This window comes from Ferrovibrio sp. GW821-FHT12F09, assembly GCF_058806775.1.
On record NZ_JBXAPZ010000002.1, the window covers coordinates 214,998 to 238,552 of the forward strand.

A 23,555-nucleotide genomic window follows, 5' to 3' on the forward strand; every position below is an offset into this window, starting at 1 on the left:
TGCAAGATAGTTCTTGCGGCCTCCCGATTATGCATTATAATGCAGAAACAGTTCAGGGAGGATTGCCCCAATGGCCGAACAACGCAACGGCACCCATGCTCCGGTGGATTTCCGCACCGCGCCCGCCCAGTACAAGCACTGGAAGCTGACCTTCGACGGTCCGGTCGCCACGCTGGCGATGGATGTGAAGGAAGACGGCGGCCTGCGTCCCGGCTACGAACTGAAACTCAATTCCTACGATCTCGGCGTCGATATCGAGCTGCATGACGCGATCCAGCGCCTGCGCTTCGAGCATCCCGAAATCCGCTCGGTGATCCTGACCTCCGGCAAGGAGCGCATCTTCTGCGCCGGCGCCAATATCCGCATGCTCAACCAGTCGGCCCATGGCTGGAAGGTCAACTTCTGCAAATTCACCAACGAGACCCGCAACGGCATCGAAGACGCCACCGCGGAATCGAAGCAGACCTATATCGCCGCCGTGAACGGCCCCTGCGCCGGTGGCGGCTACGAACTGGCGCTCGCCGCCGACTACATCCTGATGGCCGATGACGGCAACACCTCGGTCTCGCTGCCGGAAGTGCCGCTGCTGGCCGTGCTGCCGGGCACCGGTGGCCTCACCCGCCTGGTCGACAAGCGCATGGTGCGCCGCGACCGCGCCGATTTCTTCTGCACCATCGAGGAAGGCATCAAGGGCAAGCGCGCCGTCGACTGGCGCCTGGTCGATGAAGTCGTGCCGCGCACCAAGCTGGCCGATGCCATGCGCGAACGCGCGCTGGAGATGGCGGCGAAGTCCGACCGCCCGGCCGATGCGAAGGGCATTGCGCTCACCCCGCTGAACCGCAAGATCGATGGCGACCGCATCAGCTACAGCCATGTCGAGGCCAAGATCGACCGCGCCAAGGGCATCGCCGAGATCACCGTGCAGGGCCCCAAGGCTGCACCGCCAGCCACCGCCGAGGCGATCCAGGCCCAGGGCGACCAGTTCTGGTCTCTGGCCTTCGCCCGCGAGATGGACGACCTGATCCTGCATCTGCGCACCAACGAAGAGACCGTGGGCATGTGGGTGTTCCGCAGCCAGGGCGATGCCGATCTGGTCGCGGCTTATGATGACGTCCTCGAGCGCTATAAAACCAACTGGCTGGTGCGCGAGACCCGCCTGTTCCTCAAGCGCGTGTTCAAGCGCGTCGATGTCTCCTCGCGCTCGATCTTCGCCCTGGTCGAGCCGGGCTCCTGCTTCACCGGCACGCTGTTCGAACTGGTGGCAGCCGCGGACCGCTCCTACATGCTGGACGGCCAGATGGAAGGCGACAACCGCCCGCCGGCCACGCTGCGCCTGACCGGCCTGAACTTCGGCGCCTATCCGATGGGCAACGGCCTCAGCCGCATTGCCAGCCGCAACCTGGATGATCTCAGCCGCGTCGACAGCATCAAGAAGCAGATCGGCCAGGACCTGGATGCCGAAGCAGCCGACGAAGCCGGCCTCGTCACCTTCACGCCCGACGATATCGACTGGGACGACGAGGTGCGCATCGCCATCGAGGAACGCGCCGCCTTCTCGCCCGATGCCCTCACCGGCATGGAAGCCTCGCTCCGCTTCGGCGGCCCGGAGACCATGGAGACCAAGATCTTCGGTCGCCTCACCGCCTGGCAGAACTGGATTTTCCAGCGTCCCAACGCTGTTGGCGAACAGGGCGCGCTCAAGCAGTACGGCACCGGCCAGCGCGCCGCCTACGACCGCAAACGCGTGTAAGGGAGATCGACCATGGCTATCGACTACACGTCCCGCATTCCGAACAACGTCAATCTCTCGGACAACCGCCGCCTGCAGCGCGCGCTGGAAGACTGGCAGCCGAAATTCCTCGACTGGTGGGGCGACATGGGCCCCGCCGGCTTCCAGGCCCGCGAGGCTTATCTGCGCACCGCCACCAGCGTCGACAGCCAGGGCTGGGCGCAGTTCGGCTATGTGAAGATGCCCGATTACCGCTGGGGCATTTTCCTCGCCGAGCCGGAAGCCGGCCGCAAGATCAACTTCGGCGACCACAAGGGCGAAGACGCCTGGCAGGAAGTGCCCGGCGAATATCGCGGCGTGCTGCGCCGCCTGATCGTCACCCAGGGCGATACCGAGCCGGCCTCGGTGGAACAGCAGCGTCTGCTCGGCCAGACCTGTCCTTCGCTCTACGACATGCGCAACCTGTTCCAGGTCAACGTGGAGGAAGGCCGCCATCTCTGGGCCATGGTCTACCTGCTGGACGCCCATTTCGGCCGCGACGGCCGCGAGGAAGCCGAAGCCCTGCTGCAGCGCCGCTCGGGCGATGACGACAAGCCGCGCATCCTCGGCGCCTTCAACGAGGCGACGCCGGACTGGCTCAGCTTCTTCATGTTCACCTTCTTCACCGACCGCGATGGCAAGTTCCAGCTGGCATCTCTTGCCGAAAGCGGCTTCGATCCGCTGTCGCGCACCTGCCGCTTCATGCTTACGGAAGAAGCCCACCACATGTTCGTGGGCGAGACCGGCATCAGCCGCGTGATCCAGCGCACCTGCGAAGTCATGCGCGACTTCAAGACCGACGACGTGCGCAAGCATGGCGTGATCGACCTGCCGACCCTGCAGAAATACCTGAACTTCCACTTCTCGGTCTCGGTCGATCTCTTCGGCTCGGAAATCTCCACCAACGCCGCCAACTACTACACCATGGGCATCAAGGGCCGCTTCGATGAAATGCGCATCGAGGATGACCACAAGCTGACCGATGCCAGCTACAAGGTGTTGGAAGCCCATGGCGACAGTTTCCGCGACAAGGAAGAGGCCGCCCTGGTCTCGCTCAACGAGCGCCTGCGCGACGACTACGTGGCCGACTGCGCCCGCGGCGTGATGCGCTGGAACCAGGTGATCAAGCGCCACGGCATCGACTTCGAGCTGAAGATTCCGCACCGCGCCTTCCACCGCCAGATCGGCCAGTTCGCCGAGCTGCGCGTCGATCCGCAGGGCCGCATCGTCAGTCAGGCCGAATGGGACGCCAAGCATCATGACTGGCTGCCCACCGAGGACGACCGCCTCTATGTCATCAGCCTGATGAAGCCGGTGACCGAGATCGGCAAATTCGCCGGCTGGATCGCGCCGCCGGCCCGCGGCATCAACAACCAGGCGGTCGATTTCGAGTACGTCCGCGCGTAAGGGTTCCCTCCCAGACAAGTCTCCCAGACCAACCGGGCGTCCGAATCCCCAGCGGACGCCCTTTTTTTTGCCCGGCGGCCTCCGTATCATCCGCCCCCATGAGCGATTCAAAACCCGCCTATACCCCTGACCGGCCCTTCGCCGTCCCGCGCATCGTGCAGTGGGGCGAATGCGACCCGGCCGGCATGGTCTACACCACGCAGTTCCTCGACTATGTGATGGAGACGCTGGAGGCCTTCTGGCGCGAAGTGGTGGGCGTCTGGTTCCTGCGCCTGCACAAGGAATTCGGCCTCGGCGCCCCCACGGTCAGCACCAGGCTGGACTTCCAGCGCGCCCTCAAAGGCGGCGATCCCTTCACGGTCGAGCTGCGGATCGAGAAGATCAGCCGCTCCACCATCACCTTCGACATCAAGGGACGGAATGCCGCCGGCGAGGTCTGCTTCACCGCGACTCATGTCTCCTGCATCGTCGACGAGAAAATTCTGAAATCCGTGGAGATCCCGGACATGGTCCGCACTCCCATGGAAGCCTACCGCCAGGCCACAACGGCGCCGGGAGCCTGAGATGACCGAGACCCATGGCTACACCAAATTCTTCCCCGTCTCCTGGGAAGAGCTGCATCGCCACTGCAAGGCGCTGGCCTGGCGCCTGCTCGATGCGGCGCAGGCCAATGGCGGCAAGTACAAGGGCATCGTCGCCATCACCCGTGGCGGCCTGGTGCCGGCGGCCATCGTGGCGCGCGAACTGAACGTGCGCGTGATCGAGACCATCTCCTGCTCCACCTATAACGAGCTAGAGCGCGGCTCCAAGGTCAACATCCTGAAGGACGCCACCGCCGCGCTCCCCGATCAGGGCGAAGGCTGGCTGATCGTCGACGACCTGGTGGATACCGGCGTTACGGCCAAGGCCGTGCGCCAGCTGCTGCCCAAGGCGCATTTCGCCACCATCTATGCCAAGCCGTCGGGCCGGCCGATGGTCGACAGCTACATCACCGAAGTGAGCCAGGATACCTGGATCCTGTTCCCCTGGGACACCGAAGCCGTGATGTCCAAGCCGATCGTCGAACTGCGCAGCGGGCTGTAAGGTCCGTTACAGCACATCTTTGCGCATGTTGGTCAGCGACCACTGCACGGTCTCGCGCAGCACGTAGCCCAGCGCCTCGTCGAAGGCTTCCACCACAGCCGGCAGGCCCGCGCCTTTTGCCTTCACCCGGCGGTCGAAATTGGCCGAGGCGACGATCTGGTGCCGCGTCTGACTGACCAGCTTGGCGTTCAGCGCCACCAGCACCTCCGGCACGGTGCCTTCCTTCAGCTCGGCCTGGAATTCGCGCAGCTCGCTCTTCAGGTTGAAGTCCGAGCGCAGGCCGACCGACTGGCGGCCGACCGAAACGATCCTGCCGGTATTCTCGAAGCTTTCGACCAGCAGGGTCTGCACCATGCGCGGTACCCGCTCGGCCCAGCGCGCCTCGGCGTAATACTTCACCTCGAACGGCGTGGTGTAGATGGCGATGCGATGGTTATCCAGGCCGCCAGCGGCATAGGGTTCCTCCACCACCAGCTGGAAATCCACCTTCGGCAGGTCGCCGCGGAAGGTGGTCTTGGGCGACAGGGTGTAGAGGTTGGACGGCGGCGCCTGCGGGATCAGGCCGCCGCAGGCGGCCAGCGGCAGGCTGGCGCCGGCCAGCACCAGGCCGCGTCGTGTCAGTGTCGCCTTCATCGGCGGCCTCCCTCGGTTCGGTATTCAGCGTCGCGGTTGCCGAACAGCACCGCGCTCGGATCGTCTTCCAGCCGCTGCGCCACGCGCGACAGGCTCATCACCAGATTGCGCGCCTCGGCGACGAAGCGGCGGAACTCGCCGAAGCCGTCGGTGGTGATGGCATTCAGCGGCGCCCGGTTTTCTTCCGCCATAGCGCGCAGCTCGGCCAGCGTGGCGTTCAGGTTCTTCATGGCACCGCGCGCATCGGCCAGCGCCGCCGTCGCATCGCCATCCAGCATCCTGTTGGTCTGCTGGAAGGTGCGTTCGGCCTCGCGGATCAGGCCGTCCAGCTTGCCGGCGATGTCGCCGGCGGCAGCCGCCACCTTGGCGATGTCGGTGCTGGTGCGCTCGAAGCTGTCGATGGCGCGGCCGATCGAATCCTGGCGCGAGGCCAGCGAACCGGTCACCGTCTTCAGGTCGGCGATCACGCCGCTCAGGTTGGCCAGGTTCTCGTCGCTCAGCACCTGGGCGGCGCGACGGAACAGCTCGGGCGCCGCTTCCACCAGCGCTTCGATGGCCGAGGATTTCGAGTTGATCACCGGATAGTCCTTCGGATCGCTGCTGCTGACCACCGGCAGGATGGCCGCGCCGCGGCTGCCCGGCGAAATCTGCACGAAGGACACGCCGGTGATGCCCTGCAGCTGCAGGGTGGCGATCGAATCCTGGCGCACCGGCGTGTCGGCGCCGATCTCGGCGATCACGCGCACGCGGCTGGTATCCTCGCGGTCGATCACGATCTGGGTGACGCTGCCGACCTTGATGCCATTGAACCGCACGTCGCCGCCGACGCCGAGGCCGGCAACCGAGCCGGTGAAGAAGATATTGTAGCGGGCGACATCGCGGTCGCTCTGGGTCTTGGCCAGCCACAGCACGAAGGTGACGATGGCGACCAGGAAGACCAGCATGAAGCTGCCGATCAGCAGGTGATTGGCACGCGTTTCCATTGTCTTTTACCTTTCGTCCTGCGCCGCGGTCACGGCGGCGGCGCGGGCCCGCGGCCCATGGAAATACTCGACCACCCAGGGATGCGTCTCGGCCAGCATGACATCCATCGGGCCGGTCAGCAGCACCTTCTTCTCGGCCAGAACGGCGATGCGGTCGCAGATGGCATAGAGGGAATCCAGATCGTGGGTCACCATGAACACGGTGAGCCCCAGCGCCTTCTGCAGGTCGCGCACCAGCTGGTCGAAGGCAGCCGCGCCGATGGGATCGAGGCCGGCGGTCGGCTCGTCGAAGAACACGACTTCCGGATCGAGCGCCAGCGCCCGCGCCAGACCGGCGCGTTTGCGCATGCCGCCCGACAGCTCGGCGGGAAACTTGCCCGCCGCATCGGCCGGCAGGCCGACCATATGGACTTTCGCCGCCGCGATCTCGTCCAGCAGGTCCTGCGGCAGGTCGTAGAATTCCTTCAGCGGCACCTGGATATTCTGCGCCACCGTCAGCGACGAGAACAGCGCGCCATCCTGGAACAGCACGCCAAACCGCTGGCGCACGGCGCGCAGGTCATCGGGCTTGCCGGCGATCATATCGGTGTCCAGCAGCCGGATGCTGCCGCCACGCGTGTGGTTGAGCCCGATGATGCTGCGCAACAGCACCGACTTGCCGGTGCCCGAGCCGCCGACCACCCCCAGCACCTCGCCACGATAGACATCGAGATCGAGGCCATCGTGTACCGCAGGGCCGTCGAAGCGGTTGACCAGGCCACGCACCGAGATGACGACATCCTTTTCTTCAGTCTTGGCTGTTTCTGACATCACAGACCCAGCAGGCTGAAGACGATGGAGAACAGGGCATCGAAGACGATGACCAGGAAGATCGACTGCACCACCGAGCGCGTGGTCAGCCGGCCGACGCTCTCGGCGTCATGCTTGACGCGCAGGCCTTCGTAGCAGCCGACCAGGGCGATCAGCACGGCAAATACCGGCGCCTTGACGATGCCGAGCGTGAAATGGCGCAGCGCATTGCCCTCGTGCAGGCGGTTGAAGAACAGGAACGGATCGATGCCCAGCGTGTTCCAGGCCATCAGCGCGCCGCCCAGCAGGCCCATGACATCGGCGAAGAAGCCGAGCACCGGCAGGGTCAGCAACAGGGCGAAAACGCGCGGCAGCACCAGCACCTCGATGGGATCGAGGCCCAGGGTGCGCATGGCCGAGATTTCCTCGTTCACCTTCATGCTGCCGATCTGTGCGGTGAAGGCGCTGCCCGAACGGCCGGCGATCAGGATGGCGGTGAGCAGCACGCCGAGTTCGCGCAGCACCGAAATGCTGATGAGGTCGACCACGAAGATCTGCGCGCCGAAGCGCTGCAGCTGGCTGGCGCCCTGGTAGGCCATCACCATGCCGATCAGGAAGGACAGCAGGCCGACGATGGGGATCGCCTTCAACCCCACCTGCTCCATGTGATGCACCACGGATGTGAAGCGCAGGCGCTGCGGCTGCCAGCCGAGCCGCGTCATGGTCAGGGTGACCTGGCCGATGAAGGCGATGAAGCGCAGCGCCTCGCGCCCGAAGAACACCGTGAGCCAGCCGAGATAGGCGATCAGGGCGAGCGCGCCGCTGCCGGCCTGCGGCCGCATCGGCACCGTGGCGTCGCAGGCGCGCACATAGTCGACCAGGGTCTTATGCTCGGGCTTCAGGCCGCTCCAGTCGAGTTGCACGCCCTGGCGGGCCAGCGCCGCCTCCACCCGGTGCAGCAGCACCGCGCCGGCGGTGTCCAGCCGCCTGATGCCGCCGGTCTCCAGCACCGCCTGCCGCAGGCCGCCGGCCTGGAGGCCCTCGATGCTGGCCAGCAGGGCGGCGGCGCTCGGCAGGGTCCAGGCGCCGCTGGCGCTGAGCCGCAACCGGCCGCCGTCACGTTCCGCCTGCAGGATGCCGTCGGGCATGGGGGTCCTTGGACTGGGACAGGGAAAAGAAGAAGACTTGCTCAACAGTTAGCAGAAATGACAGTCTCGGAAAACCAACGCCCGGTGACAGATCGGGTTCAACGGGCCGGGGGGCCGAGAGATGCCGCGTTTCGCCGCGAACCTGAGTTTCCTGTTCCAGGACGAGCCCTTCCTCGACCGCTTCGCGGCCGCGGCTGCCCAGGGCTTCCAGGCCGTGGAATTCATGTTCCCCTACGACCACAGCGCCGCCGCCGTGGCCGCTGCCGTCCGCGATGCCGGTTTACAGGTCGCGCTGTTCAACGCGCCCCCGGGCGACTGGCCGGCCGGCGAACGCGGGCTGGCCTCCCTGCCCGATCGCCGCCAGGACTTCCGCGCCAGCATGGCGCGCGCCCTTGAATATGCCGAGGCGCTGCGCTGCCGGCAGATCCATGTGGTGGCCGGACTGCAGGCGCCCAAGGCCGACCGCCGGGCCATGGAAGCCTGCTACATGGACAACCTGGCCTGGGCGGCGCAGCAGGCTGGCGGCGCCGGCATCACCCTGATGATCGAACCGATCAACCAGCGCGACGTGCCGGGCTTCTTCCTGAGCGATTTCGATTTCGCCGAGCGGGTGATCCAGGAGGTGGGTGCTTCCAACCTGCGCCTGCAATTCGATGTCTATCATGCGCAGATCATTCACGGCGATCTGGCAAAGCGCATCGCCCGCCAGATGCCGGTGATCGGCCATGTGCAGATCGCCAATCCGCCCGACCGCCGCGAGCCCGGCAACGGCGAGATCGACTACGGCTTCATTTTCCGCCAGCTCGACGCCCTGGGCTACGACGGCTGGATCGGCTGCGAATACCGTCCCGCGGGGGCGACCGCCGACAGCCTGTCCTGGATCCGCGACTACGGCGTGGTGCCGCCAAAGCCCCGGCCGGCTCCGTAGGGCGGCTGCCGGCTGCGCGCCCGGTTTTGCCTCTCCAGACGGTTATTTGTTATCAACTCTCAACCTGACGTGTGGGTGGTTTCCGGTAAAACTGGGCTCTGACAGGCCCTTGAGCAGCGGCGTATGCATAGACGGCTGCTCGGCTTGCCGCCTATTGTGACACCGGCCCGGTGACAGTGCCTGGGCCGCAGCGTTGGTGGGACCTTACGCTGACCGAGGAAAAGGGTATTGCTGACATGGCGCGCCTGGTCACGGTTGCCGGCCTGGCATTGGTATTGGGCATTCTGATCGGTATCGGCACCGTCTCGTTGCAGCGGTCTGCCAATACCCCGGAAGCGCGTGCCATCAAGGACCCCGACGCCGGCCAGCTCGCCACGCCGCCGGCCGTCACCGAAGCCCCCGGCCGCCCCGTCGTCATCAAGCTGGCCAGCGCCGCCCCCACATCGGCGCCGCAGATCGGCACCATGGCCGTGAGCATGGTGGAGAAGCTCTCCACCGCCTCGGACGGCAATATCGACGTCAAGCTGTTCGAGCCCAACATGCTGGCGCCCAATGCCGAGCTGTTCGAGAAGGTCTCCAACGGCAGCATCGACGCCGTGTGGTCATCGCCGAATTTCTTCGCCGAACGCGACAGCGTCTTCTGGCTGTTCTCCACCGTGCCCTTCGGCCCCTCGGCCAGCGAATACCTCGCCTGGCTATCCTATGGCGGTGGCCAGGATCTGATGGACGAGAGCTTCTCGCGCTTTAACATCAAGCCGGTGGTCTGCACCGTGCTGCCGCCGGAATCCGGCGGCTGGTTCCGCCGCGAGATCAACACGGTGAAGGACCTGCAGGGCCTGCGCATGCGCTTCATGGGCATCGGCGCCAAGGTGATCCGGCGCCTGGGCGTCGAGACGGTCGCGCTGAACGGCGGCGACACCTTCTATGCGCTGCAGACCGGCAGCATCGATGCCGCCGAATTCTCGCTGCCCTTTGTCGATGTGCGCTATGGCTTCGAGAAGGCCGCGCAGCATTATTACTTCCCCGGCTGGCACCAGCAGAGTTCACTGATCACCCTGCTGATCAATATGAAGGTCTGGGACGGCCTGACCGATGCCCAGCGCAGCCTGATCACCAGCGTCTGCGGCGACAACATCCGCGAGAGCCTGGCGGAAGGCGAAGTGCAGCAGGTGAAAGCCCTGCAGGAAATCCGCCAGCGCGGCGTGCAGGTGCATACCCTGCCGCCGGCGGTGATGGATGCGCTCAAATCATCCTGGATCCAGGTGGTGAAGGAAGAAAGCGCCGCCAACCCGGAATTCAAGAAGGTGTGGGATTCCTTCCATACCTTCCGCAAGGCCTATGCGGAATGGCGCAATCTGGGCTACCTGCCGTAAAGCCTCAGGCCGCGAGCGACCGGCGCAGCTGACGCACCCGGCGTTCCACCGAAATATCCAGTGACGCGGTGACTTCCAGGCTGCGGTCTTCCAGCGCGTCGCCGCGCGGATTGGCGCGGCCGCGCGCTTCCACGGCGGCATCGCGACGGCGGATCAGTTCGACGATCTCGGGCTGGAACAGATGCAGCAGACCGTTGAGCCAGCGGTTCACCTCGGCCGACGGCCAGGCGTGGCGCAGCTCGAAGCGATCCAGCATGGCGATCACGTCGCGGGCCGGGAACCAGGTTTCGTCGGTGACCCAGCGGTTGGTGGTGAACAGCCGGATCGGCTGGCCGTAATGGTCCATGGCGACGCCGACGATATGGGCCAGCGCCTGCTCGCCGCGCGGCCAGTGCTGGCCGATCGCGTCCTGCGGGCCGCAGCGGCCGACACCGGGCTTCACATAGCGCGCCGGCTCGAATTTTTCGGGGATGAAATTGGGCCGCTGGAAGACATGGAAGTGACCGTGCTCACGGTCTTCGTTGCGATGGGCATGGTAGTAGTACTGCGCACCTGTTGCCGGATCGAAGACATCGCCGGCCGGATAATGCTGCTGCTCGAAGAAATCCTCTTCGCCACGCAGCAGTTCGGCAACCAGATTGCTGCGCTTCGTCGCCAGGGCCTGCTGAACCTGCAGCACGTCATTGCCTGCCTGCAACATCGCCTGCACCCGCGCCTGCCCCAGATTCGCCATCATATTCATGCTACGCGTCTCTCCACCACTCAGGCGGGGCATCTAAGCAGCCGCTTCTTAAGCACCGGTAAATGCGGCAATGCGCCGCTGTTGCCGATGCGAGTCGCTGTGTTATTTTTTTGCCAGATCGGACTATTTTCCTCAGAAACACAGTTTTTCTCAGAAAGCTTAGCCGACCAGCCGCTTCCCCTCGTCCCCAGGAGCCCCCCGATGTCCCGAGTCCTGTTCACCGCCCTGACCGCCGTCGGCCTGCTGGCCGGCATTTCTGCAGCCCAGGCTGCCGGCAATCCCGAAGAAGGCCGCAAGGCTTTCGCCAAATGCCGCGCCTGTCATCAGCTCGAAGCCGGCAAGAATACGGTCGGCCCGAGCCTGGCCGGCCTGTTCGGCCGCAAGTCCGGCACCAGCGCCGGCTTCAAATACTCGGATCCAATGAAGGCCAAGGCCATCACCTGGGACGAAACCACCGTCGCCGCCTATATCGCCGACCCCAAGGGCTATATCCCGGGCAACAAGATGGTCTTCCCCGGCATCAAGAAGGAAAGCGAGATCGCCGACCTGATCGCCTATCTGAAGGACGCCACCAAGTAAGGCACCATTCGCATACTGCCATGCACGGGCCTCCCCCGGGTGCGATCCTGGGGGAGGCCCGTTTCGTTTTGGCCGGGCCGGGCACCTTTTGCGCCCTCGCACCGTTGGTTAAGCTGGGACCAACGGATGGAGGAATGCGATGCCCGTGTACGGCCCCGACGTGGTCCTGAACAATCCCGCCTATATCCACGACACCGCCCAGATCTACGGCAAGGTCCGGCTGGAGGAAGGCTCCTCCATCTGGATCAATGTGGCCGCGCGTGCCGAGAATTACGAGATCGTCGTTGGCCAGCACACCAACATCCAGGATTTCTCGATGCTGCATGTGGGCAGCCAGACCGGCACTTACATCGGCGCCCATTGCTCGATCACCCATCACTGCACCATCCATGGCTGCACCATCGGCGACAACTGCCTGATCGGCATCGGCTCGACCATCATGGACGGCTGCGAGATCGGTGATAACTGCATCATCGGCGGCCACACCTTCCTGAAGGAAGGCACCGTCATCCCCAGCAATTCGGTGGTGGTGGGCAGTCCGGGCAAAGTGATCAAGACCCAGAACAACTATGTGCGCTGCCGCCTGAACGCCTGGCTCTATTATCGCAATGCCCTGGCCTATCGGCAGCAGCAGTACCGCGACTGGGACGCGCCGGACATCGCCGCCGCCGTGGGCGCGGAAATCGCCCGCCTGACCAAGGAGTTGAAGGATCTGGAAGCCGCCGGTCAGGCCTGATTTTCCTGCGCAGGAAAGCCGCCATGCCGCCGTGTAACCCTCCAGAACCCAACGGCATGAGCAGGACCGTCTCCCATGTTCGCTTCCCTCGCCCTGCCCCGGCTGGACACTGGTCCGGCCGAGCGCATGAGTGATATCGACGCCGCCCTGATGCAGCGGGTCGCGCGCGGCGACCACGCGGCCTATCGCCTGCTGGTCGACAAATACCTGCGCCATGCGACCACCATGGCCTACCGCGTACTGTATGACCGCGCCGATGCCGAAGAGGTGGCGCAGGAGGCCTTCCTGCGGGTCTGGCAGCATGCGGCGCGCTGGCGTCCCGATGGCGGCGCCAGCTTCAAGACCTGGCTCAACCGCGTGGTGGTCAACCTGAGCATCGACCGCAAACGCAAACCGAAGATGGCGGTGCTGGACGACCAGCCCGAGCCGATCGACGAGGATGGCGCTACGCCCTACGAGGCGCGCCTCGCCCATGAGACCGGCGACCGCGTCGCCGCCGCTTTGCAGAAGCTGCCCGAACGCCAGCGCGCCGCCATCCTGCTCTGCTTCTGGGAAGGCGAAAGCAACATCGATGCGGCGAAGGCGCTGGATATCAGCGTCGGCGCCCTGGAATCCCTGCTGATCCGCGCCAAGCGCACGTTGCGCGACGATCTGGCCCCTGCGCTGGGCCAAGGAGGCACCCCATGAATATCGCCCGCTTCACCGACCTGCTTGATGCCTATGGGGCTGACCCGGCGCTGTGGCCCGAAGCCGAGCGCGCTGCCGCTGCAGCCTTCCTCGCCGCCTCGCCCGCCGCGCAGGAGTTGCAGCGCCAGGCGGCCGCCTTCGACCGCCTGCTGCAGGGCGCCGCATTGCCCGATCTGGAACCGAGCGCGGCGCTGCGCCAGCGCGTGCTGGACCAGATCGCCACACGTCCCGCTGCGGCGCCGCACTGGCGTGTGCAGGTGATCGAGGCGCTGGCGCTGCTGTTCCCCAGTGGCCGCGCCATGCCGCAATTCGCAGCCCTGGCGCTCGCGCTGGCCATCGGCGTCAGCGCCGGCTTTGTCAATTTCGGCCTGATCGATGCGCAGGAAACCGACATGGTCGGCGTGCAGATCGCCAGTGCCACACCATTCCTCACCGAGGACTGAGCCATCATGTCTGATCCTGTCGCCTCCGCCCCCAAGTCGAAGATCAACCGCTGGCTGGCCATCGGCCTGATCGCCTCGGTGGCGCTCAATATCGGCTTCGCCAGTTTCGGCGCCGTGCGGTTCTTCAAATACCGCGAGATGGCCGAGCGCCGCGGCGCGCAGATCGAGGACCAGTATGCCCGCCGGCTGCCCGACAATGCCGCGCAGGCCTTCCGCCAGGCGTTCCAGGAAGGCCGCAAGGGCGGCGCGCTGTCGCAGCATCAGATGCGCCGCGACCTCGGCAGCGCCCTGACCGCCGAACCCTATGACCATAACCGCCTGGCCGCCGTGCTGGCCGAACATCGCCAGCGCCTGGACCAGCTGCAGCAGGGTCTGCAGGCCGGCCTGCTGGCCGCCGCCGACGCCATGACGCCGGAGCAGCGCCGCGAATTCGGCGAACGCATGTTGCGGCGCGGTCCCCCGCCCGGCGGGCCGATGGGCGGACCGCCGCATATGCGCGGCGACGGGCCGCCGCCGGGACGATAACCGCCGCACGCCTTGTCTGGCTGAACAAGGCTGGTTAGCGTGGGCGCTTTCGGGAAAGGGGCGCTCATGCTCAATGTCGTCATCACCGGCGGCGCCGGTTTCATCGGCCAGAAACTGGTCAGCGAACTGCTGCGTCGCGGCACGCTGGCCGGAGCCGACGGCAAGCCGCAGCCGATCGCCCATATCACCCTGTTCGATACCGTCATGGCCATGGGTCCCATCGATCCCAAGGTCACGATCAAGGCCGGCGACATCAGCGATGCGGCGCAGGTCAAGGCGCTGATCGGCGACAAGACAAACTCCGTCTTCCATCTCGCCGCCATCGTCTCCTCGGGCGCGGAGGCCGATTTCGAGGGCGGCTACCGCGTCAACCTTGAGGGCACCAAGAATGTGCTGGAAGCCTGCCGCGCCATGGCCCACACGCCGCGCGTGGTCTTCGCCTCGTCCGTGGCCGTCTATGGCGGCAAGCTGCCACAGGCGGTGGGCGACGACACGCCGCAGCGGCCGACCACCTCCTACGGCGCGCAGAAGCTGAGCGGCGAACTGCTGGTCAACGACTACAGCCGCAAGGGCTTCCTCGATGGCCGCAGCATCCGCCTGCCCACCATCATGGTGCGGCCGGGCAAACCGAACAAAGCCGCCAGCACCTGGGCCAGCTCGATCATCCGCGAGCCGCTGAGCGGCGTCGACGCCACCTGCCCGGTGCGGCCCGACAGCCCGATGGCCTGTCTCTCGCCACGACGCGTGGTCGATGCCTTCATCCGCGCCCATGACCTGCCGGCGGAGAAATTCGGCACCGACCGTGCGCTGCTGCTGAGCGGCATCCGCGTTACCGCCGGCGAAATGGCGGCCGCCGTCGAGCGCGCCACCCCCGCCCTGAAGGGCGCCAACCGCAAGATCGGCACCATCCACTGGACGCCCGATGCCCATATCCAGAAGATCGTCGACGGCTGGCCTGGCGAGACCACGTCGCAGCGCGCCAAGGATCTGGGCTTCACCGTGGATGCCAGCATCGACGAGATCGTGCAGGCCTTCATCGCCGACGACCTGGACGCGCAGATCAAGAGCCTGCAGTCGTCGTAACCCCTCGTCGTCCCCGCCCAGAAGATCTTCTTGGCGGGGACCAGGGCCGCCGCTCTGGACTCTGGATTCCCGCGTTCGCGGGAATGACGAATAATAGTTGTACATAGAGAGACAAAAAATATGACCACCCCCAAGCCCTCCCCCGAAGCGCTCGCGATGATCAAGCAGCTGATCGAGATGCCGACCGTCAGCCGCGATTCCAACCTCGACCTGATCCACTGGGTGCGCGACCACCTGAAAGGCCTCGGCGTCGACTCCACGCTGGTGCATGACGCCACCGGCAAGAAGGCCAACCTCTATGCCACCATCGGCCCGCAGGACAAACCCGGCATCGTGCTGTCGGGCCATACCGATGTCGTGCCCATCGATGGCCAGGAGTGGGACACCGATCCCTTCACGCTGACCGAGAAGGACGGCCTGCTCTATGGCCGCGGCACCTCGGACATGAAGAGCTTCGTCGCCATCGCGCTCTCGTATGCGCCGAAATTCCTGGCGCAGACGCTGGAGACGCCGATCCATTATGCCTTCACCTATGACGAGGAAGTCGGCTGCCTGGGCGCCAAGCGCCTGATCGAGGCGCTGAAGGAGATGCCGGTGCGCCCGAAGGCCTGCATCGTCGGCGAGCCGACCGAGATGCAAGTGATCGCCCAGCACAAGGGCAAGAAAAGCTGGCGCGTCGATGTGCGCGGCTTTGAATGCCATTCCTCGCTGACCCACCAGGGCGCCAATGCGGTGGAGGCGGCGGCCGAGCTGATCGCCTTCATCAAGTCGCTGGCGCGCAACAAGCGCGACAACGGGCCGTTCGATCCGGAATTCGCGCCACCCTATACCTCGCTGCATACCGGCGTGGTGAATGGCGGCACGGCGCTGAACATCGTGCCGAAGGACTGCCACTTCCTGTGGGAGATCCGCTACCTGCCGCAGGACGATGTGGATGCGCTGTTTGCTGAAGTTGTCGCCTATGCGAGGACCAAGCTGGAGCCGGAGCTGAAGGCGATTGATCCCGCTGCGGGCTTCACCTTCACGCAGATTTCGGAATTCCCCGGACTCTCAACGGATGACCGCGCCGGCGTGATCGAGCTGGCGAAGGCCCTAACCGGCGCCAACCGCGTGCAGAAGGTGGCCTTCGGCACGGAAGCCGGCCTGTTCTCCGAACTGGGGATTCCCACCATCGTCTGCGGCCCGGGCTCGATCGAGCAGGCCCACAAGCCCAACGAGTTCATCGCGCTCAGCCAGATCGGCCTGTGCGAGGCCTTCATGGACCGGCTGCTGGAGCGCGTGCGCACCGGCAGCGGCATTCCGGCCTGAGTCTGGCCCGCCTGAGTCCTGTGTAACTGGCGCCGCGAGCGGAAACGGTCGCGGCGTTTCGCTTCTTTGGGTTTCGTTTTGCTTCGTTTCTAGTGCTGGTGAAATCGGCGCGGCAGATTGCACAACCTGCGCGTCGTCTTTCGCCTTGCGCCCCGAGGCGCAGGCCGCGCGCAACTGCGCCGTCAGCTCCTCGGAGCTGAATTGATCCTGTGCCTTCATCTGCGCGCTCAGCCAGACCAGCACATCGGCGGGCAACAGCCGCTCTGCGGTCAGCCCCTGCCGCAGGATGCTGGCAGCCAGCGCCGGGAACTGCGCCCGGGTCAGCAGGCGCTGGCGCTCCAGCGCCTGGCGGATGTAGAGGGCAAAGCGGCTGCTCTTGTTCAGATGCGACCAGATGCGCTGTTCGGGAATCCCGAGCGCCGCGGCAATGACGGGAATGCCCTCGCCCTCGGCCATGCGCCGGGCGACGCCGCGCCAGTCGATCAGCTGCGGCCGGCGCCGCGGCGCTTTGGGCCTGGGGAGCGAAGGCGCCGGCTCCGGCGGCGGCCAGGCGCTTTCATGGCCGGTCCCCAGAGTCTCATCCTTGAAGGGATCGTAAGCGGTGCGACGGGTCATGGCGGGTCTCCGCGGCTGAGGGGGTGCCAAGAGATTAGGGTCAGATTGGTCAAATGAAAAGAACAAAATAGGAATTTATAGGATTAATTATATTTAATCTGTCCGCTGTCATACCGCAGAGCAGCTTTGCAGTCCCTGCAATGGTGCGTCGCAATGCAAGCTGGTAGTCAGCGCGCTCCCGCGACCAGGAAAGGGCGGCGCATGCCCCTCTTCACCACGGCCCAGTCGTTTCCCGCCCTGCACCCCAACCTTGAGGCTGTCATCGCCGCCCAGGGCGTGGCGCGGCATGGAACCACCGCGCAGTTCCTGACCTATTACCGCAGCATCCACCCGGTGGACGCCCTGCCGGCGCGCAGCCGCTTCAATCCGATGGCCATCCCGCGCCTGCTGCCGTATCTGGTCCTGACCGAGGTGGAGTATGGCGGCGAGCGGCCGCGCTTCCGCGTCAAGGTCGCCGGTGAGGAAGTCACCGCCGCCATCGGCATGAAGCTGCATGGCCGCTACATGGACGAGATCGCCAATACCTCTGAATCCACCGTGCGCTTCCCGATCGAAAGCCGCCACACGGTGATCGATACCGGCCGCATGCTGTATCGCCACGGCAAGCCGCGGGTGCGCTTCTCGCTGGATTACGCCAGCATCGAACTGGTGCATTGCCCGCTGGCCGAAGACGGCCGCACCATTGACCAGATCGTCTCGATCTTCCATTACGAAGGTCTGGCCGCGCTCGACCCGCAGCCGTGACCCATCCCAACCTTGTCGCCATCGACGCCACGCTGCCCCGCGTCCGCAGCCGCAAGGTTGCCGCCTTCCTGACCTACATGCGGCGCATCCACCCGGCCGACCGCCTGCCCGGCCGCCGCGATATCGATCCGCTGCATATCCCCGAGCTGCTGGGCCATGTGGTGCTGACCGAGGTGCATCGCCAGCCGGCCCCGGCCCCGGCGCGGTTCTTCGTGCGCGTCGCCGGCGAGGTGATGCTGGCCGCAGCGCCGGCGCCGATGATGAACCGCTATCTGGACGAGTTCAGCCGCCTGGCCGAGCCGCATCGCACCGAGCGCAGCACCGACATCATCGCCGATGTGCGCCAGGAGGTGCTGGCGACCGGCCGGCTGTATTACTGGCGCGGCAAGCCGCGCATGAAATTCCGCCTCGATTACGATGACGTGGAATACGTGCATTGCCCGCTGGCCGATGACGGCGTTACCATCGACCGCATCTTTTCGGCTCTCTATTACAGCGGCAGCGAATAACCATGACCCATCCCAATCTGGCCGCGCTCGACGCTGGATTGGCCGCTGCCGACAGCCGGGTCGTCGCCGATTTCCTGCGCTACATGCAGCGCATCCATCCGGCCGACCGGCTGCCGGCGCGCGCCGCCTTCGATCCGATGGCGATTGCCGCCCTGCTGGGCCATGTGGTGCTGGTCGAGGTGCGCCGCGAAGCCGGCGATGCCATGCGGTTCTTCGTGCGGGTGGCGGGCGAAATCGTGCTGGCGGCGGCGCCGGTGCCGCTGATGAACCGCTATATCGAAACCAGCGTGAACCTGCACACGGCGCCCGATGAGAGCCAGGCCAAGATTGTCGATATCCGACGCCAGGTGGCCGAGAGCGGCCGCATGATCCACTGGCGCGGCCGGGTCAATATTCCCTTCCGCTTCAGCTTTGCCGATGTGGAACTGGCGCATTGCCCGCTGTCGGAAGACGGCGTCACGGTGGACCGCATCCTCTCCATCTTCTTCTACCACGGCGCCCAGGACGCCTGAGAAGGGATAACTCTCCCCGTCGTTCCCGCGAAGGCGGGAACCCAGAGGCCAATGCCTGAGCCTCGCGGCTCTGGATCCCCGCTTTCACGGGGATGACGAAAGCGTGGACTGAATTCACGCCACCGGATCGAGCGCGAGCTGCGCGGCCACCGCGATCAGGGCCGCGGTCTGCGGCGTCACCGGCTCGTCGGCCGGGCCTTCGGGCAGCGGCGCGGGCGGCGTGGCCGGTTCGACAGTGATGGGCACCGCCTGCGGCTGGCTCGCCTGCAGCGGCATGGCGGCCGGCTGGGCCGACAGGCGCGGCGTGATCTGCGGCAGGCCCTCGCGCGCATGGCGGCAGAGCGCATGGATGAAGCCGAGCTTCTCGATGGCGCGCGGGCTGAGCACGAAGGGATAGAGATCGGGCTGGCCCATCGAGCGGTTCAGGCTGTTGACCGCGAAGGTGATCGGCAGGAAGGCCTCGATCAGCTGGTCGATGCTCTCGGCCTGATAGCTGTCGAAATCGATGCGGGTGCCGATCTCCTCGCCGCGGCTGATGCGTGGCTTGACCCGCAGGCCGAAGGCGCCGGCGGTTTCCAGCGTATCGACGATGTGCATGTAATGCGCCCAGGTCTCGGCGAAATCCTCCCAGGGATGCACGGCGGCATAGGCGCTGACGAAGCCGTCCTGCCAGCTCGCCGCCGGACCATCGGCATAATGGCGCTTGAGCGCCTCGCCATAATCCGTGCGCTCGTCGCCGAACAGGGCGCGGAAGCCGCTCATGGCTTCCGAGTTGTCGCCGGCGCGGCGCACCAGCCGCTCCCAGTAGTAATGCCCGACCTCGTGGCGGAAGTGGCCGAGCAGCGTACGATAGGGTTCGTGCATGGCGACGCGGATCTTTTCGCGCTTGGCGTCGTCGGCTTCCATCAGATTGATGGTGATGAGGCCGTTGTCATGGCCGGTGACGATGCGCGGCGCTTTCGGGTCGGGCGGATCGGCGAGGAAATCGAAGGCCAGGCCTTCATCCGGATCCTGGTCGCGGGTCTCATGCGGCAGGTCGAGCCGCTGGATGCCGTGGAACAGGCGATGCTTGGCGCTTTCGATGCGGCGCCAGTTGTTCAGATGCTGCGGATCGCCCAGATCGGGCACCGTGCGGTTATGGGCGCAGGCGCTGCAATAGGCCTCGGGGTTGGGGGCTGCGCCTTCGGGCTCGGCTTCGACCAGCCAGTTGCAGGCATCGTGCTGGGCATTGATGCAGAAGCGCCAACGCGCCTCGGGCGCGGCCAGCGCGCGCCAGACGCCATTGGTGGCATTCGGGTTGACGGCATTGAGATCGGCGGGCGGATCGGCCGAAACGGGCGCGGCCGGTTCCAGGGCGCTGAGCACGCCGGCCTGCGGCAGGTAGCCCAGACGGCGGCCGCAGCTTTCGCAGGAGGTATTCTCGAAATAGACCGGCTGGCCGCAGCCGAGGCATTCAAACAGTTTCATGGCAGCCGTGGCCCTCTCTGGCCCCGTCCCGCTGCGGGCCCGGGCGACAGGAACAGGACGACCGGGGGGGCCGGAAGGTTCCTTAAAAAACCGGGCTTCCGGCTACCAGCGCGTCGCCTTCACCAGCAGGCCGGTGGAAACGCCGTATACGACCATCGCCGCGCCGGCCAGCGCGAACAGCGTCCACACCTCCGCCCCGCTCACCGTCAGCCACCAGCCGCCGAGGGCGACCATGACCAGACGGATGGTGCCACCCACCACGGGGCCGAGCACCTTGCCCGAGCCCTGGCTGGCGAAATACAGGCAGAGACCGAAGCCGAAGAAGGGGAAGCCGGCGCCGGCGGCGATCAGATACTGGCGCGCCGCCGCCACCACATCCGGGTTGGTGGTGAACAGCGTGGTCCAGGCATCGGGCACGATCAGCACGATGATGCCGATCACGGCGAGTGCTGCGGCAGCCAAGCTGGCGGCGGTCCAGGCGACATGGCGGGCGCGCGCGATATTCTGCGCGCCAAAGGCCATGCCGACCATCGGCACACTGGCGACGCCGACCGAGAAGGCAATCGGGATCAGCAGGAATTCCAGCCGCGCGCCGATGCCATAGCCGGCGAGCGCTACCGTGCCGAAGCGCGCCACCAGGCCGGTGAAAATCAGGATGGTCAGCACGGTCTGCAGCGACGAGACGCAGGCGAGCGCGCCCACCTTCAGGATATCGAGATAGAGCGCGCGTTCGGATCTGAAGCCGGCAAACGTCAGCCGCAGCCGGGCGCGACCCGAGCGCAGATGCCAGAAGAGATAGAGGGCGCCGAGCGCAAACGCGATCACCTGGCCGAGGCCGACGCCGATCATGCCGAAACGCGGCACCGGGCCAAGCCCCAGACCGAGCGTGCCACCGATGACGATCTGCGCCACCGCCACCAGCAGGCTGATGACAGAAGGCACCATCATGCGGCCGGTGCCGCGCAGCACCGAGGCCAGCGTGTTGAACAGCCAGACGGCGATGCTGCCGGTGAACACCGTGTGGGAATAGAGGATCGCCTGATGCAGGGCTTCGCCGCGACCGCCGAGCAGGCTGTAGATCGCCGGGCCGAGCAGCCAGAAGAAGGCCGTGAAGAACAACCCGGCCGACACCGCGATGACGATGGCGTGGATGGCCAGCGTATTGGCGCGCGGCAGGTCGGCGGCGCCGAGCGCGCGGGCAATCGCCGAGGACACGCCGCCGCCCATGGCGCCGGCCGACATCATCTGCATCAGCATGATCATCGGGAAGGCCAGCGCCATCGCCGCCAGCGGCTCGATGCCGAGCACGCCCACATAAGCCGTCTCTGCAATCGCCGCCAGCGCGGTGGCGGTCATCGCCACGGCATTGGGCACCGATAGTTTAAGCAGCGTGGGCAGGATCGGCGCGGTGAGCAAAGCCTCACGGTTGCCTGCCGCGGCGGGCATCGCCGGTGTCACGGGGGCCTGCTGGTTCATGCGGCGCTCATTTCATCGATGCGCGCCTTCAGGGCGGCGCGCGACTGTTTCAGGATGCGGTCGGAGAGCTGCGGATCGGCGACGGCGCGCGACAGCGCCACCGCGCCGGCCATCTCGGCCAGCAGGGTCAGCACCTGGGGCTCGGCCTGCGCCTGCGGCCCCGACAGATAACGGCTGAGCCGGGCGGCGATGCCGCGCATGCCGTCGTCGAAGGCGGCGCGCGCCGCCGCATCCAGCCGCGGCATGTCGGACATCAGCGTCGACAGCGCGCAGCCGCCGCCGGGATTGTCGCGATGGCTGCGCGACACGTAACTGTCGATCCAGGTCTTCAGCGCCTCCGGGCCGGTGCGGCTGCCGATGCGGGCGATGAAGCGGTCGCGGCCGCCGGCGAACATGCTGGCGATGGCTTCCGCCACCAGCGCTTCCTTGGACTCGAAATGCGCGTAGAAGCCGCCATGGCTGAGGCCGGCGGCGCGCATCACCGCCACCACGCTGATGCGGTCGGGCCCCTGCTCGCGGATCGCGGTCGCGGCGGCGGCGAGGATGGCCTGGCGGGTGGCATAGCCCTTGGTGCGGGCCGGTGCATGGGCCCGGGCCTGGGCTCTGGCCGGATTGTCGGAAGGATCTGGGGCTGTTGCGGATTTCATGGCGCCAGACTGCCATGGAATATTATGATCGTCATCATATTTTATCGAGCCCGCCTAACCTGCTAGGCTGGCTGGACTTTTTCCGGAGTCCCGCCATGGCCGCCAAGCCCCGCATCCGCATCACCTACTGCACGCAATGCCACTGGCTGCTGCGCGCCGCCTGGATGGCGCAGGAGCTGCTCTCCACCTTTGTCGACGATGTGGAAGACGTGGCGCTCAAGCCCGGCACCGGCGGCATCTTCGAAATCCATTACGACGATGCGCTGATCTGGGAGCGCAAACGCGATGGCGGCTTCCCCGATGTGAAGACGCTCAAGCAGCTGGTGCGCGACCGCCTCGATCCGGACCGCGACCTCGGGCATGTGGATCGGTAATTCCGTCCCGGCAAATCGCGCCGTGTTGCTCGCGCTGCCCGGCAAAACTTTCCGGTTAACGCGTATTCACCATATGCCGTAGCATTGTGATTTCGCGGTAATCCGCGACACATCCTTGCAACCGCAACACTTCTACCGCTGGCATATGCCTTGCTTCCTCCGTGTCCAGAACACCACGGAGAATAGCCATGTCCATTTCCGGAATCGGCGGCGGCCTCGATGCTCTCGCCACCCTGTTCGCACCGCGACAGATCAGCAGCACCTCGGCGGCCGACTTCTTCGCGCCCGATGACCAGGGCACCGTCCAGGAAGTCGACAAGATCAAGAAGGGTCCCGAACAGGACTTCCTCGATTACGCGAAAATGTCCGATGCCGAGAAGCTCCGCCTGCAGGAGCTGAAGGAGAAGGACGTCACCCAGGAGAAACTGAACGAGATGGACGCGCAACAGCGCGAAGCCATCGAGGAAGGCATCCGCCAGAAGGTGGAAGAGATGGTGCGACAGCAGACCGGCAAAACCGCCGGTGGGCTCGCCAACCTGCTGGTGTAAGGACCGCTCCATGAGCACGATTGCCTCGAATTATTTCACCAACCCCTATTACGGCATCAACCAGGCCGGCGGCGTGAAGCCGACCGATGCCGCGGCGAAAGCCAAGGACGACGCCACCTCTGCCACCGCCGCCGCGCTGACCGGCGAGACCGGCGTGAAGCCGGATGCGACGCAGGAATTCCTCGATTACGCCAAGCTTTCGGTGCCCGAACGCATCCGCAAGCAGTTCCTCGAAAGCAAGGGCCTGGACGAGAAGTCGCTGGCCGACATGGACGAGGAATCGCGCAAGAAAATCGAGGACGAGTTCCGCGAACTGCTGGAAAAGAAGATGAAGGAAGGTCTGTCCAAGGAGCTGGACCAGAAGAAGACCGGCCTGATCGCCAATATCGTGGTCTGACCCCAGCCTTCTGCTAACCCCGACCCTCTGCTGAATCCAGCCCATTTGACT

27 protein-coding genes are annotated in these 23,555 nt (G+C 65.7%); 19 read left to right on the forward strand and 8 right to left on the reverse strand.

Features of this window, described 5'->3' with window-relative positions; all coding sequences use genetic code 11:
* Positions 1–70 precede the first annotated feature (70 nt).
* The 4 genes from boxC (at position 71) to gpt (ending at position 4,258) form a co-directional block, all read left to right on the forward strand.
* A complete protein-coding gene (boxC, locus tag AC1ROB_RS13940) occupies positions 71–1,750 on the forward strand; it encodes a 2,3-epoxybenzoyl-CoA dihydrolase (protein ID WP_492970539.1) in 1,680 nt (559 codons plus the stop codon).
* A gap of 12 nt (positions 1,751–1,762) precedes the next feature.
* Positions 1,763–3,175, forward strand: a complete 1,413-nt coding sequence (boxB, locus tag AC1ROB_RS13945) for a benzoyl-CoA 2,3-epoxidase subunit BoxB (protein WP_492970538.1) — start codon at positions 1,763–1,765, stop codon at positions 3,173–3,175.
* A gap of 98 nt (positions 3,176–3,273) precedes the next feature.
* Positions 3,274–3,738, forward strand: coding sequence for an acyl-CoA thioesterase (locus tag AC1ROB_RS13950; protein WP_492970537.1), 465 nt, complete (start codon positions 3,274–3,276; stop codon positions 3,736–3,738).
* Position 3,739: 1 nt separating this feature from the next.
* Complete coding sequence (gene gpt, locus AC1ROB_RS13955; protein WP_492970536.1) at positions 3,740–4,258, forward strand: xanthine phosphoribosyltransferase; 519 nt, start codon at positions 3,740–3,742, stop codon at positions 4,256–4,258.
* 6 nt (positions 4,259–4,264) lie between these two features.
* On the opposite strand, the gene AC1ROB_RS13960 is transcribed toward gpt, so the two are convergent.
* From AC1ROB_RS13960 to AC1ROB_RS13975, 4 genes are read right to left on the reverse strand one after another with little or no spacing between them, the layout of a single operon-like run.
* Positions 4,265–4,891, reverse strand: a complete 627-nt coding sequence (locus tag AC1ROB_RS13960; RefSeq protein ID WP_492970535.1) for an ABC-type transport auxiliary lipoprotein family protein — start codon at positions 4,889–4,891, stop codon at positions 4,265–4,267.
* On the reverse strand, positions 4,888–5,874 hold the full coding sequence (locus AC1ROB_RS13965; RefSeq protein ID WP_492970534.1) for an MlaD family protein: 987 nt from the start codon (positions 5,872–5,874) through the stop codon (positions 4,888–4,890). Before AC1ROB_RS13965 ends, AC1ROB_RS13960 begins: the two co-directional genes overlap by 4 nt.
* 6 nt (positions 5,875–5,880) lie before the next feature.
* On the reverse strand, positions 5,881–6,684 hold the full coding sequence (locus AC1ROB_RS13970; protein WP_492970533.1) for an ABC transporter ATP-binding protein: 804 nt from the start codon (positions 6,682–6,684) through the stop codon (positions 5,881–5,883).
* Positions 6,684–7,811: an ABC transporter permease gene (locus AC1ROB_RS13975; RefSeq protein WP_492970532.1), complete on the reverse strand. Its 1,128-nt coding sequence runs from the start codon at positions 7,809–7,811 to the stop codon at positions 6,684–6,686. Before AC1ROB_RS13975 ends, AC1ROB_RS13970 begins: the two co-directional genes overlap by 1 nt.
* Positions 7,812–7,932: 121 nt before the next feature.
* On the opposite strand from AC1ROB_RS13975, the gene otnI reads away from it, so the two are divergent.
* Positions 7,933–8,739, forward strand: a complete 807-nt coding sequence (gene otnI, locus AC1ROB_RS13980) for a 2-oxo-tetronate isomerase (protein WP_492970531.1) — start codon at positions 7,933–7,935, stop codon at positions 8,737–8,739.
* A gap of 170 nt (positions 8,740–8,909) precedes the next feature.
* Positions 8,910–10,112 (forward strand): TRAP transporter substrate-binding protein, encoded by a 1,203-nt coding sequence (locus tag AC1ROB_RS13985; RefSeq protein ID WP_492970530.1) that lies wholly within the window; start codon positions 8,910–8,912, stop codon positions 10,110–10,112.
* Between the two features lie 4 nt (positions 10,113–10,116).
* On the opposite strand, the gene AC1ROB_RS13990 is transcribed toward AC1ROB_RS13985, so the two are convergent.
* On the reverse strand, positions 10,117–10,854 hold the full coding sequence (locus AC1ROB_RS13990; RefSeq protein ID WP_492970528.1) for a DUF6969 family protein: 738 nt from the start codon (positions 10,852–10,854) through the stop codon (positions 10,117–10,119).
* A 201-nt stretch (positions 10,855–11,055) separates the two neighbouring features.
* Here AC1ROB_RS13990 and AC1ROB_RS13995 point away from each other — a divergent pair, with 201 nt between their 5' ends.
* The 10 genes from AC1ROB_RS13995 to AC1ROB_RS14040 all read left to right on the forward strand — a co-directional run bounded on the left by AC1ROB_RS13995 (position 11,056) and on the right by AC1ROB_RS14040 (position 18,595).
* Positions 11,056–11,433, forward strand: coding sequence for a c-type cytochrome (locus AC1ROB_RS13995; protein WP_492970527.1), 378 nt, complete (start codon positions 11,056–11,058; stop codon positions 11,431–11,433).
* A 139-nt stretch (positions 11,434–11,572) separates the two neighbouring features.
* Positions 11,573–12,169 (forward strand): gamma carbonic anhydrase family protein, encoded by a 597-nt coding sequence (locus AC1ROB_RS14000; RefSeq protein ID WP_492970526.1) that lies wholly within the window; start codon positions 11,573–11,575, stop codon positions 12,167–12,169.
* Between the two features lie 75 nt (positions 12,170–12,244).
* Positions 12,245–12,856: an RNA polymerase sigma factor gene (locus tag AC1ROB_RS14005; RefSeq protein WP_492970525.1), complete on the forward strand. Its 612-nt coding sequence runs from the start codon at positions 12,245–12,247 to the stop codon at positions 12,854–12,856.
* Positions 12,853–13,299, forward strand: a complete 447-nt coding sequence (locus tag AC1ROB_RS14010; RefSeq protein WP_492970524.1) for a hypothetical protein — start codon at positions 12,853–12,855, stop codon at positions 13,297–13,299. The genes AC1ROB_RS14005 and AC1ROB_RS14010 overlap by 4 nt, the downstream gene beginning before the upstream one ends.
* Before the next feature lie 6 nt (positions 13,300–13,305).
* Entirely contained in the window at positions 13,306–13,824 is a 519-nt protein-coding gene (locus tag AC1ROB_RS14015) for a periplasmic heavy metal sensor (protein ID WP_492970523.1), read from the forward strand.
* 66 nt (positions 13,825–13,890) lie between these two features.
* A complete protein-coding gene (denD, locus tag AC1ROB_RS14020) occupies positions 13,891–14,907 on the forward strand; it encodes a D-erythronate dehydrogenase (protein WP_492970522.1) in 1,017 nt (338 codons plus the stop codon).
* Positions 14,908–15,027: 120 nt separating this feature from the next.
* A complete protein-coding gene (argE, locus tag AC1ROB_RS14025; RefSeq protein WP_492970521.1) occupies positions 15,028–16,215 on the forward strand; it encodes an acetylornithine deacetylase in 1,188 nt (395 codons plus the stop codon).
* 816 nt (positions 16,216–17,031) lie between these two features.
* Positions 17,032–17,574, forward strand: a complete 543-nt coding sequence (locus AC1ROB_RS14030) for a PAS domain-containing protein (protein WP_492970520.1) — start codon at positions 17,032–17,034, stop codon at positions 17,572–17,574.
* A complete protein-coding gene (locus tag AC1ROB_RS14035; RefSeq protein ID WP_492970519.1) occupies positions 17,571–18,083 on the forward strand; it encodes a PAS domain-containing protein in 513 nt (170 codons plus the stop codon). The genes AC1ROB_RS14030 and AC1ROB_RS14035 overlap by 4 nt, the downstream gene beginning before the upstream one ends.
* A gap of 2 nt (positions 18,084–18,085) precedes the next feature.
* Positions 18,086–18,595 (forward strand): PAS domain-containing protein, encoded by a 510-nt coding sequence (locus AC1ROB_RS14040; RefSeq protein ID WP_492970518.1) that lies wholly within the window; start codon positions 18,086–18,088, stop codon positions 18,593–18,595.
* Positions 18,596–18,709: 114 nt separating this feature from the next.
* Here AC1ROB_RS14040 and AC1ROB_RS14045 read toward each other — a convergent pair whose 3' ends face one another.
* The 3 genes from AC1ROB_RS14045 to AC1ROB_RS14055 all read right to left on the reverse strand — a co-directional run bounded on the left by AC1ROB_RS14045 (position 18,710) and on the right by AC1ROB_RS14055 (position 22,185).
* Positions 18,710–20,062, reverse strand: a complete 1,353-nt coding sequence (locus AC1ROB_RS14045) for a zinc-binding metallopeptidase family protein (RefSeq protein WP_492970517.1) — start codon at positions 20,060–20,062, stop codon at positions 18,710–18,712.
* A 102-nt stretch (positions 20,063–20,164) separates the two neighbouring features.
* Positions 20,165–21,538: an MATE family efflux transporter gene (locus AC1ROB_RS14050; RefSeq protein WP_492970516.1), complete on the reverse strand. Its 1,374-nt coding sequence runs from the start codon at positions 21,536–21,538 to the stop codon at positions 20,165–20,167.
* Positions 21,535–22,185: a TetR/AcrR family transcriptional regulator gene (locus AC1ROB_RS14055; RefSeq protein ID WP_492970515.1), complete on the reverse strand. Its 651-nt coding sequence runs from the start codon at positions 22,183–22,185 to the stop codon at positions 21,535–21,537. The genes AC1ROB_RS14050 and AC1ROB_RS14055 overlap by 4 nt, the downstream gene beginning before the upstream one ends.
* Before the next feature lie 95 nt (positions 22,186–22,280).
* Between AC1ROB_RS14055 and AC1ROB_RS14060 the strand changes: the two genes are divergently transcribed.
* The 3 genes from AC1ROB_RS14060 to AC1ROB_RS14070 all read left to right on the forward strand — a co-directional run bounded on the left by AC1ROB_RS14060 (position 22,281) and on the right by AC1ROB_RS14070 (position 23,504).
* Positions 22,281–22,559 carry an Rdx family protein gene (locus AC1ROB_RS14060; RefSeq protein WP_492970514.1) on the forward strand — a complete coding sequence of 93 codons (279 nt, stop codon included), beginning with the start codon at positions 22,281–22,283 and terminating at the stop codon, positions 22,557–22,559.
* A gap of 188 nt (positions 22,560–22,747) precedes the next feature.
* Positions 22,748–23,107 (forward strand): hypothetical protein, encoded by a 360-nt coding sequence (locus tag AC1ROB_RS14065; protein ID WP_492970513.1) that lies wholly within the window; start codon positions 22,748–22,750, stop codon positions 23,105–23,107.
* 10 nt (positions 23,108–23,117) lie between these two features.
* On the forward strand, positions 23,118–23,504 hold the full coding sequence (locus tag AC1ROB_RS14070; protein ID WP_492970512.1) for a hypothetical protein: 387 nt from the start codon (positions 23,118–23,120) through the stop codon (positions 23,502–23,504).
* The last annotated feature ends 51 nt before the right edge of the window (positions 23,505–23,555 follow it).

Coding starts and splice junctions, on each gene's coding strand:
- argE (WP_492970521.1), top strand. CDS start 15,028: ATGACCACCCCCAAGCCCTCCCCCGAAGCGCTCGCGATGATCAAGCAG.
- AC1ROB_RS13965 (WP_492970534.1), bottom strand. CDS start 5,874: ATGGAAACGCGTGCCAATCACCTGCTGATCGGCAGCTTCATGCTGGTC.
- AC1ROB_RS13995 (WP_492970527.1), top strand. CDS start 11,056: ATGTCCCGAGTCCTGTTCACCGCCCTGACCGCCGTCGGCCTGCTGGCC.
- AC1ROB_RS14065 (WP_492970513.1), top strand. CDS start 22,748: ATGTCCATTTCCGGAATCGGCGGCGGCCTCGATGCTCTCGCCACCCTG.
- AC1ROB_RS13970 (WP_492970533.1), bottom strand. CDS start 6,684: ATGTCAGAAACAGCCAAGACTGAAGAAAAGGATGTCGTCATCTCGGTG.
- AC1ROB_RS13950 (WP_492970537.1), top strand. CDS start 3,274: ATGAGCGATTCAAAACCCGCCTATACCCCTGACCGGCCCTTCGCCGTC.
- AC1ROB_RS14005 (WP_492970525.1), top strand. CDS start 12,245: ATGTTCGCTTCCCTCGCCCTGCCCCGGCTGGACACTGGTCCGGCCGAG.
- otnI (WP_492970531.1), top strand. CDS start 7,933: ATGCCGCGTTTCGCCGCGAACCTGAGTTTCCTGTTCCAGGACGAGCCC.
- denD (WP_492970522.1), top strand. CDS start 13,891: ATGCTCAATGTCGTCATCACCGGCGGCGCCGGTTTCATCGGCCAGAAA.
- AC1ROB_RS14015 (WP_492970523.1), top strand. CDS start 13,306: ATGTCTGATCCTGTCGCCTCCGCCCCCAAGTCGAAGATCAACCGCTGG.
- AC1ROB_RS13960 (WP_492970535.1), bottom strand. CDS start 4,891: ATGAAGGCGACACTGACACGACGCGGCCTGGTGCTGGCCGGCGCCAGC.
- AC1ROB_RS14070 (WP_492970512.1), top strand. CDS start 23,118: ATGAGCACGATTGCCTCGAATTATTTCACCAACCCCTATTACGGCATC.
- boxB (WP_492970538.1), top strand. CDS start 1,763: ATGGCTATCGACTACACGTCCCGCATTCCGAACAACGTCAATCTCTCG.
- AC1ROB_RS13975 (WP_492970532.1), bottom strand. CDS start 7,811: ATGCCCGACGGCATCCTGCAGGCGGAACGTGACGGCGGCCGGTTGCGG.
- AC1ROB_RS13990 (WP_492970528.1), bottom strand. CDS start 10,854: ATGAATATGATGGCGAATCTGGGGCAGGCGCGGGTGCAGGCGATGTTG.
- AC1ROB_RS14045 (WP_492970517.1), bottom strand. CDS start 20,062: ATGAAACTGTTTGAATGCCTCGGCTGCGGCCAGCCGGTCTATTTCGAG.
- boxC (WP_492970539.1), top strand. CDS start 71: ATGGCCGAACAACGCAACGGCACCCATGCTCCGGTGGATTTCCGCACC.
- AC1ROB_RS14010 (WP_492970524.1), top strand. CDS start 12,853: ATGAATATCGCCCGCTTCACCGACCTGCTTGATGCCTATGGGGCTGAC.
- AC1ROB_RS14060 (WP_492970514.1), top strand. CDS start 22,281: ATGGCCGCCAAGCCCCGCATCCGCATCACCTACTGCACGCAATGCCAC.
- AC1ROB_RS14050 (WP_492970516.1), bottom strand. CDS start 21,538: ATGAACCAGCAGGCCCCCGTGACACCGGCGATGCCCGCCGCGGCAGGC.
- AC1ROB_RS14030 (WP_492970520.1), top strand. CDS start 17,032: ATGCCCCTCTTCACCACGGCCCAGTCGTTTCCCGCCCTGCACCCCAAC.
- AC1ROB_RS14055 (WP_492970515.1), bottom strand. CDS start 22,185: ATGAAATCCGCAACAGCCCCAGATCCTTCCGACAATCCGGCCAGAGCC.
- AC1ROB_RS14040 (WP_492970518.1), top strand. CDS start 18,086: ATGACCCATCCCAATCTGGCCGCGCTCGACGCTGGATTGGCCGCTGCC.
- gpt (WP_492970536.1), top strand. CDS start 3,740: ATGACCGAGACCCATGGCTACACCAAATTCTTCCCCGTCTCCTGGGAA.
- AC1ROB_RS14000 (WP_492970526.1), top strand. CDS start 11,573: ATGCCCGTGTACGGCCCCGACGTGGTCCTGAACAATCCCGCCTATATC.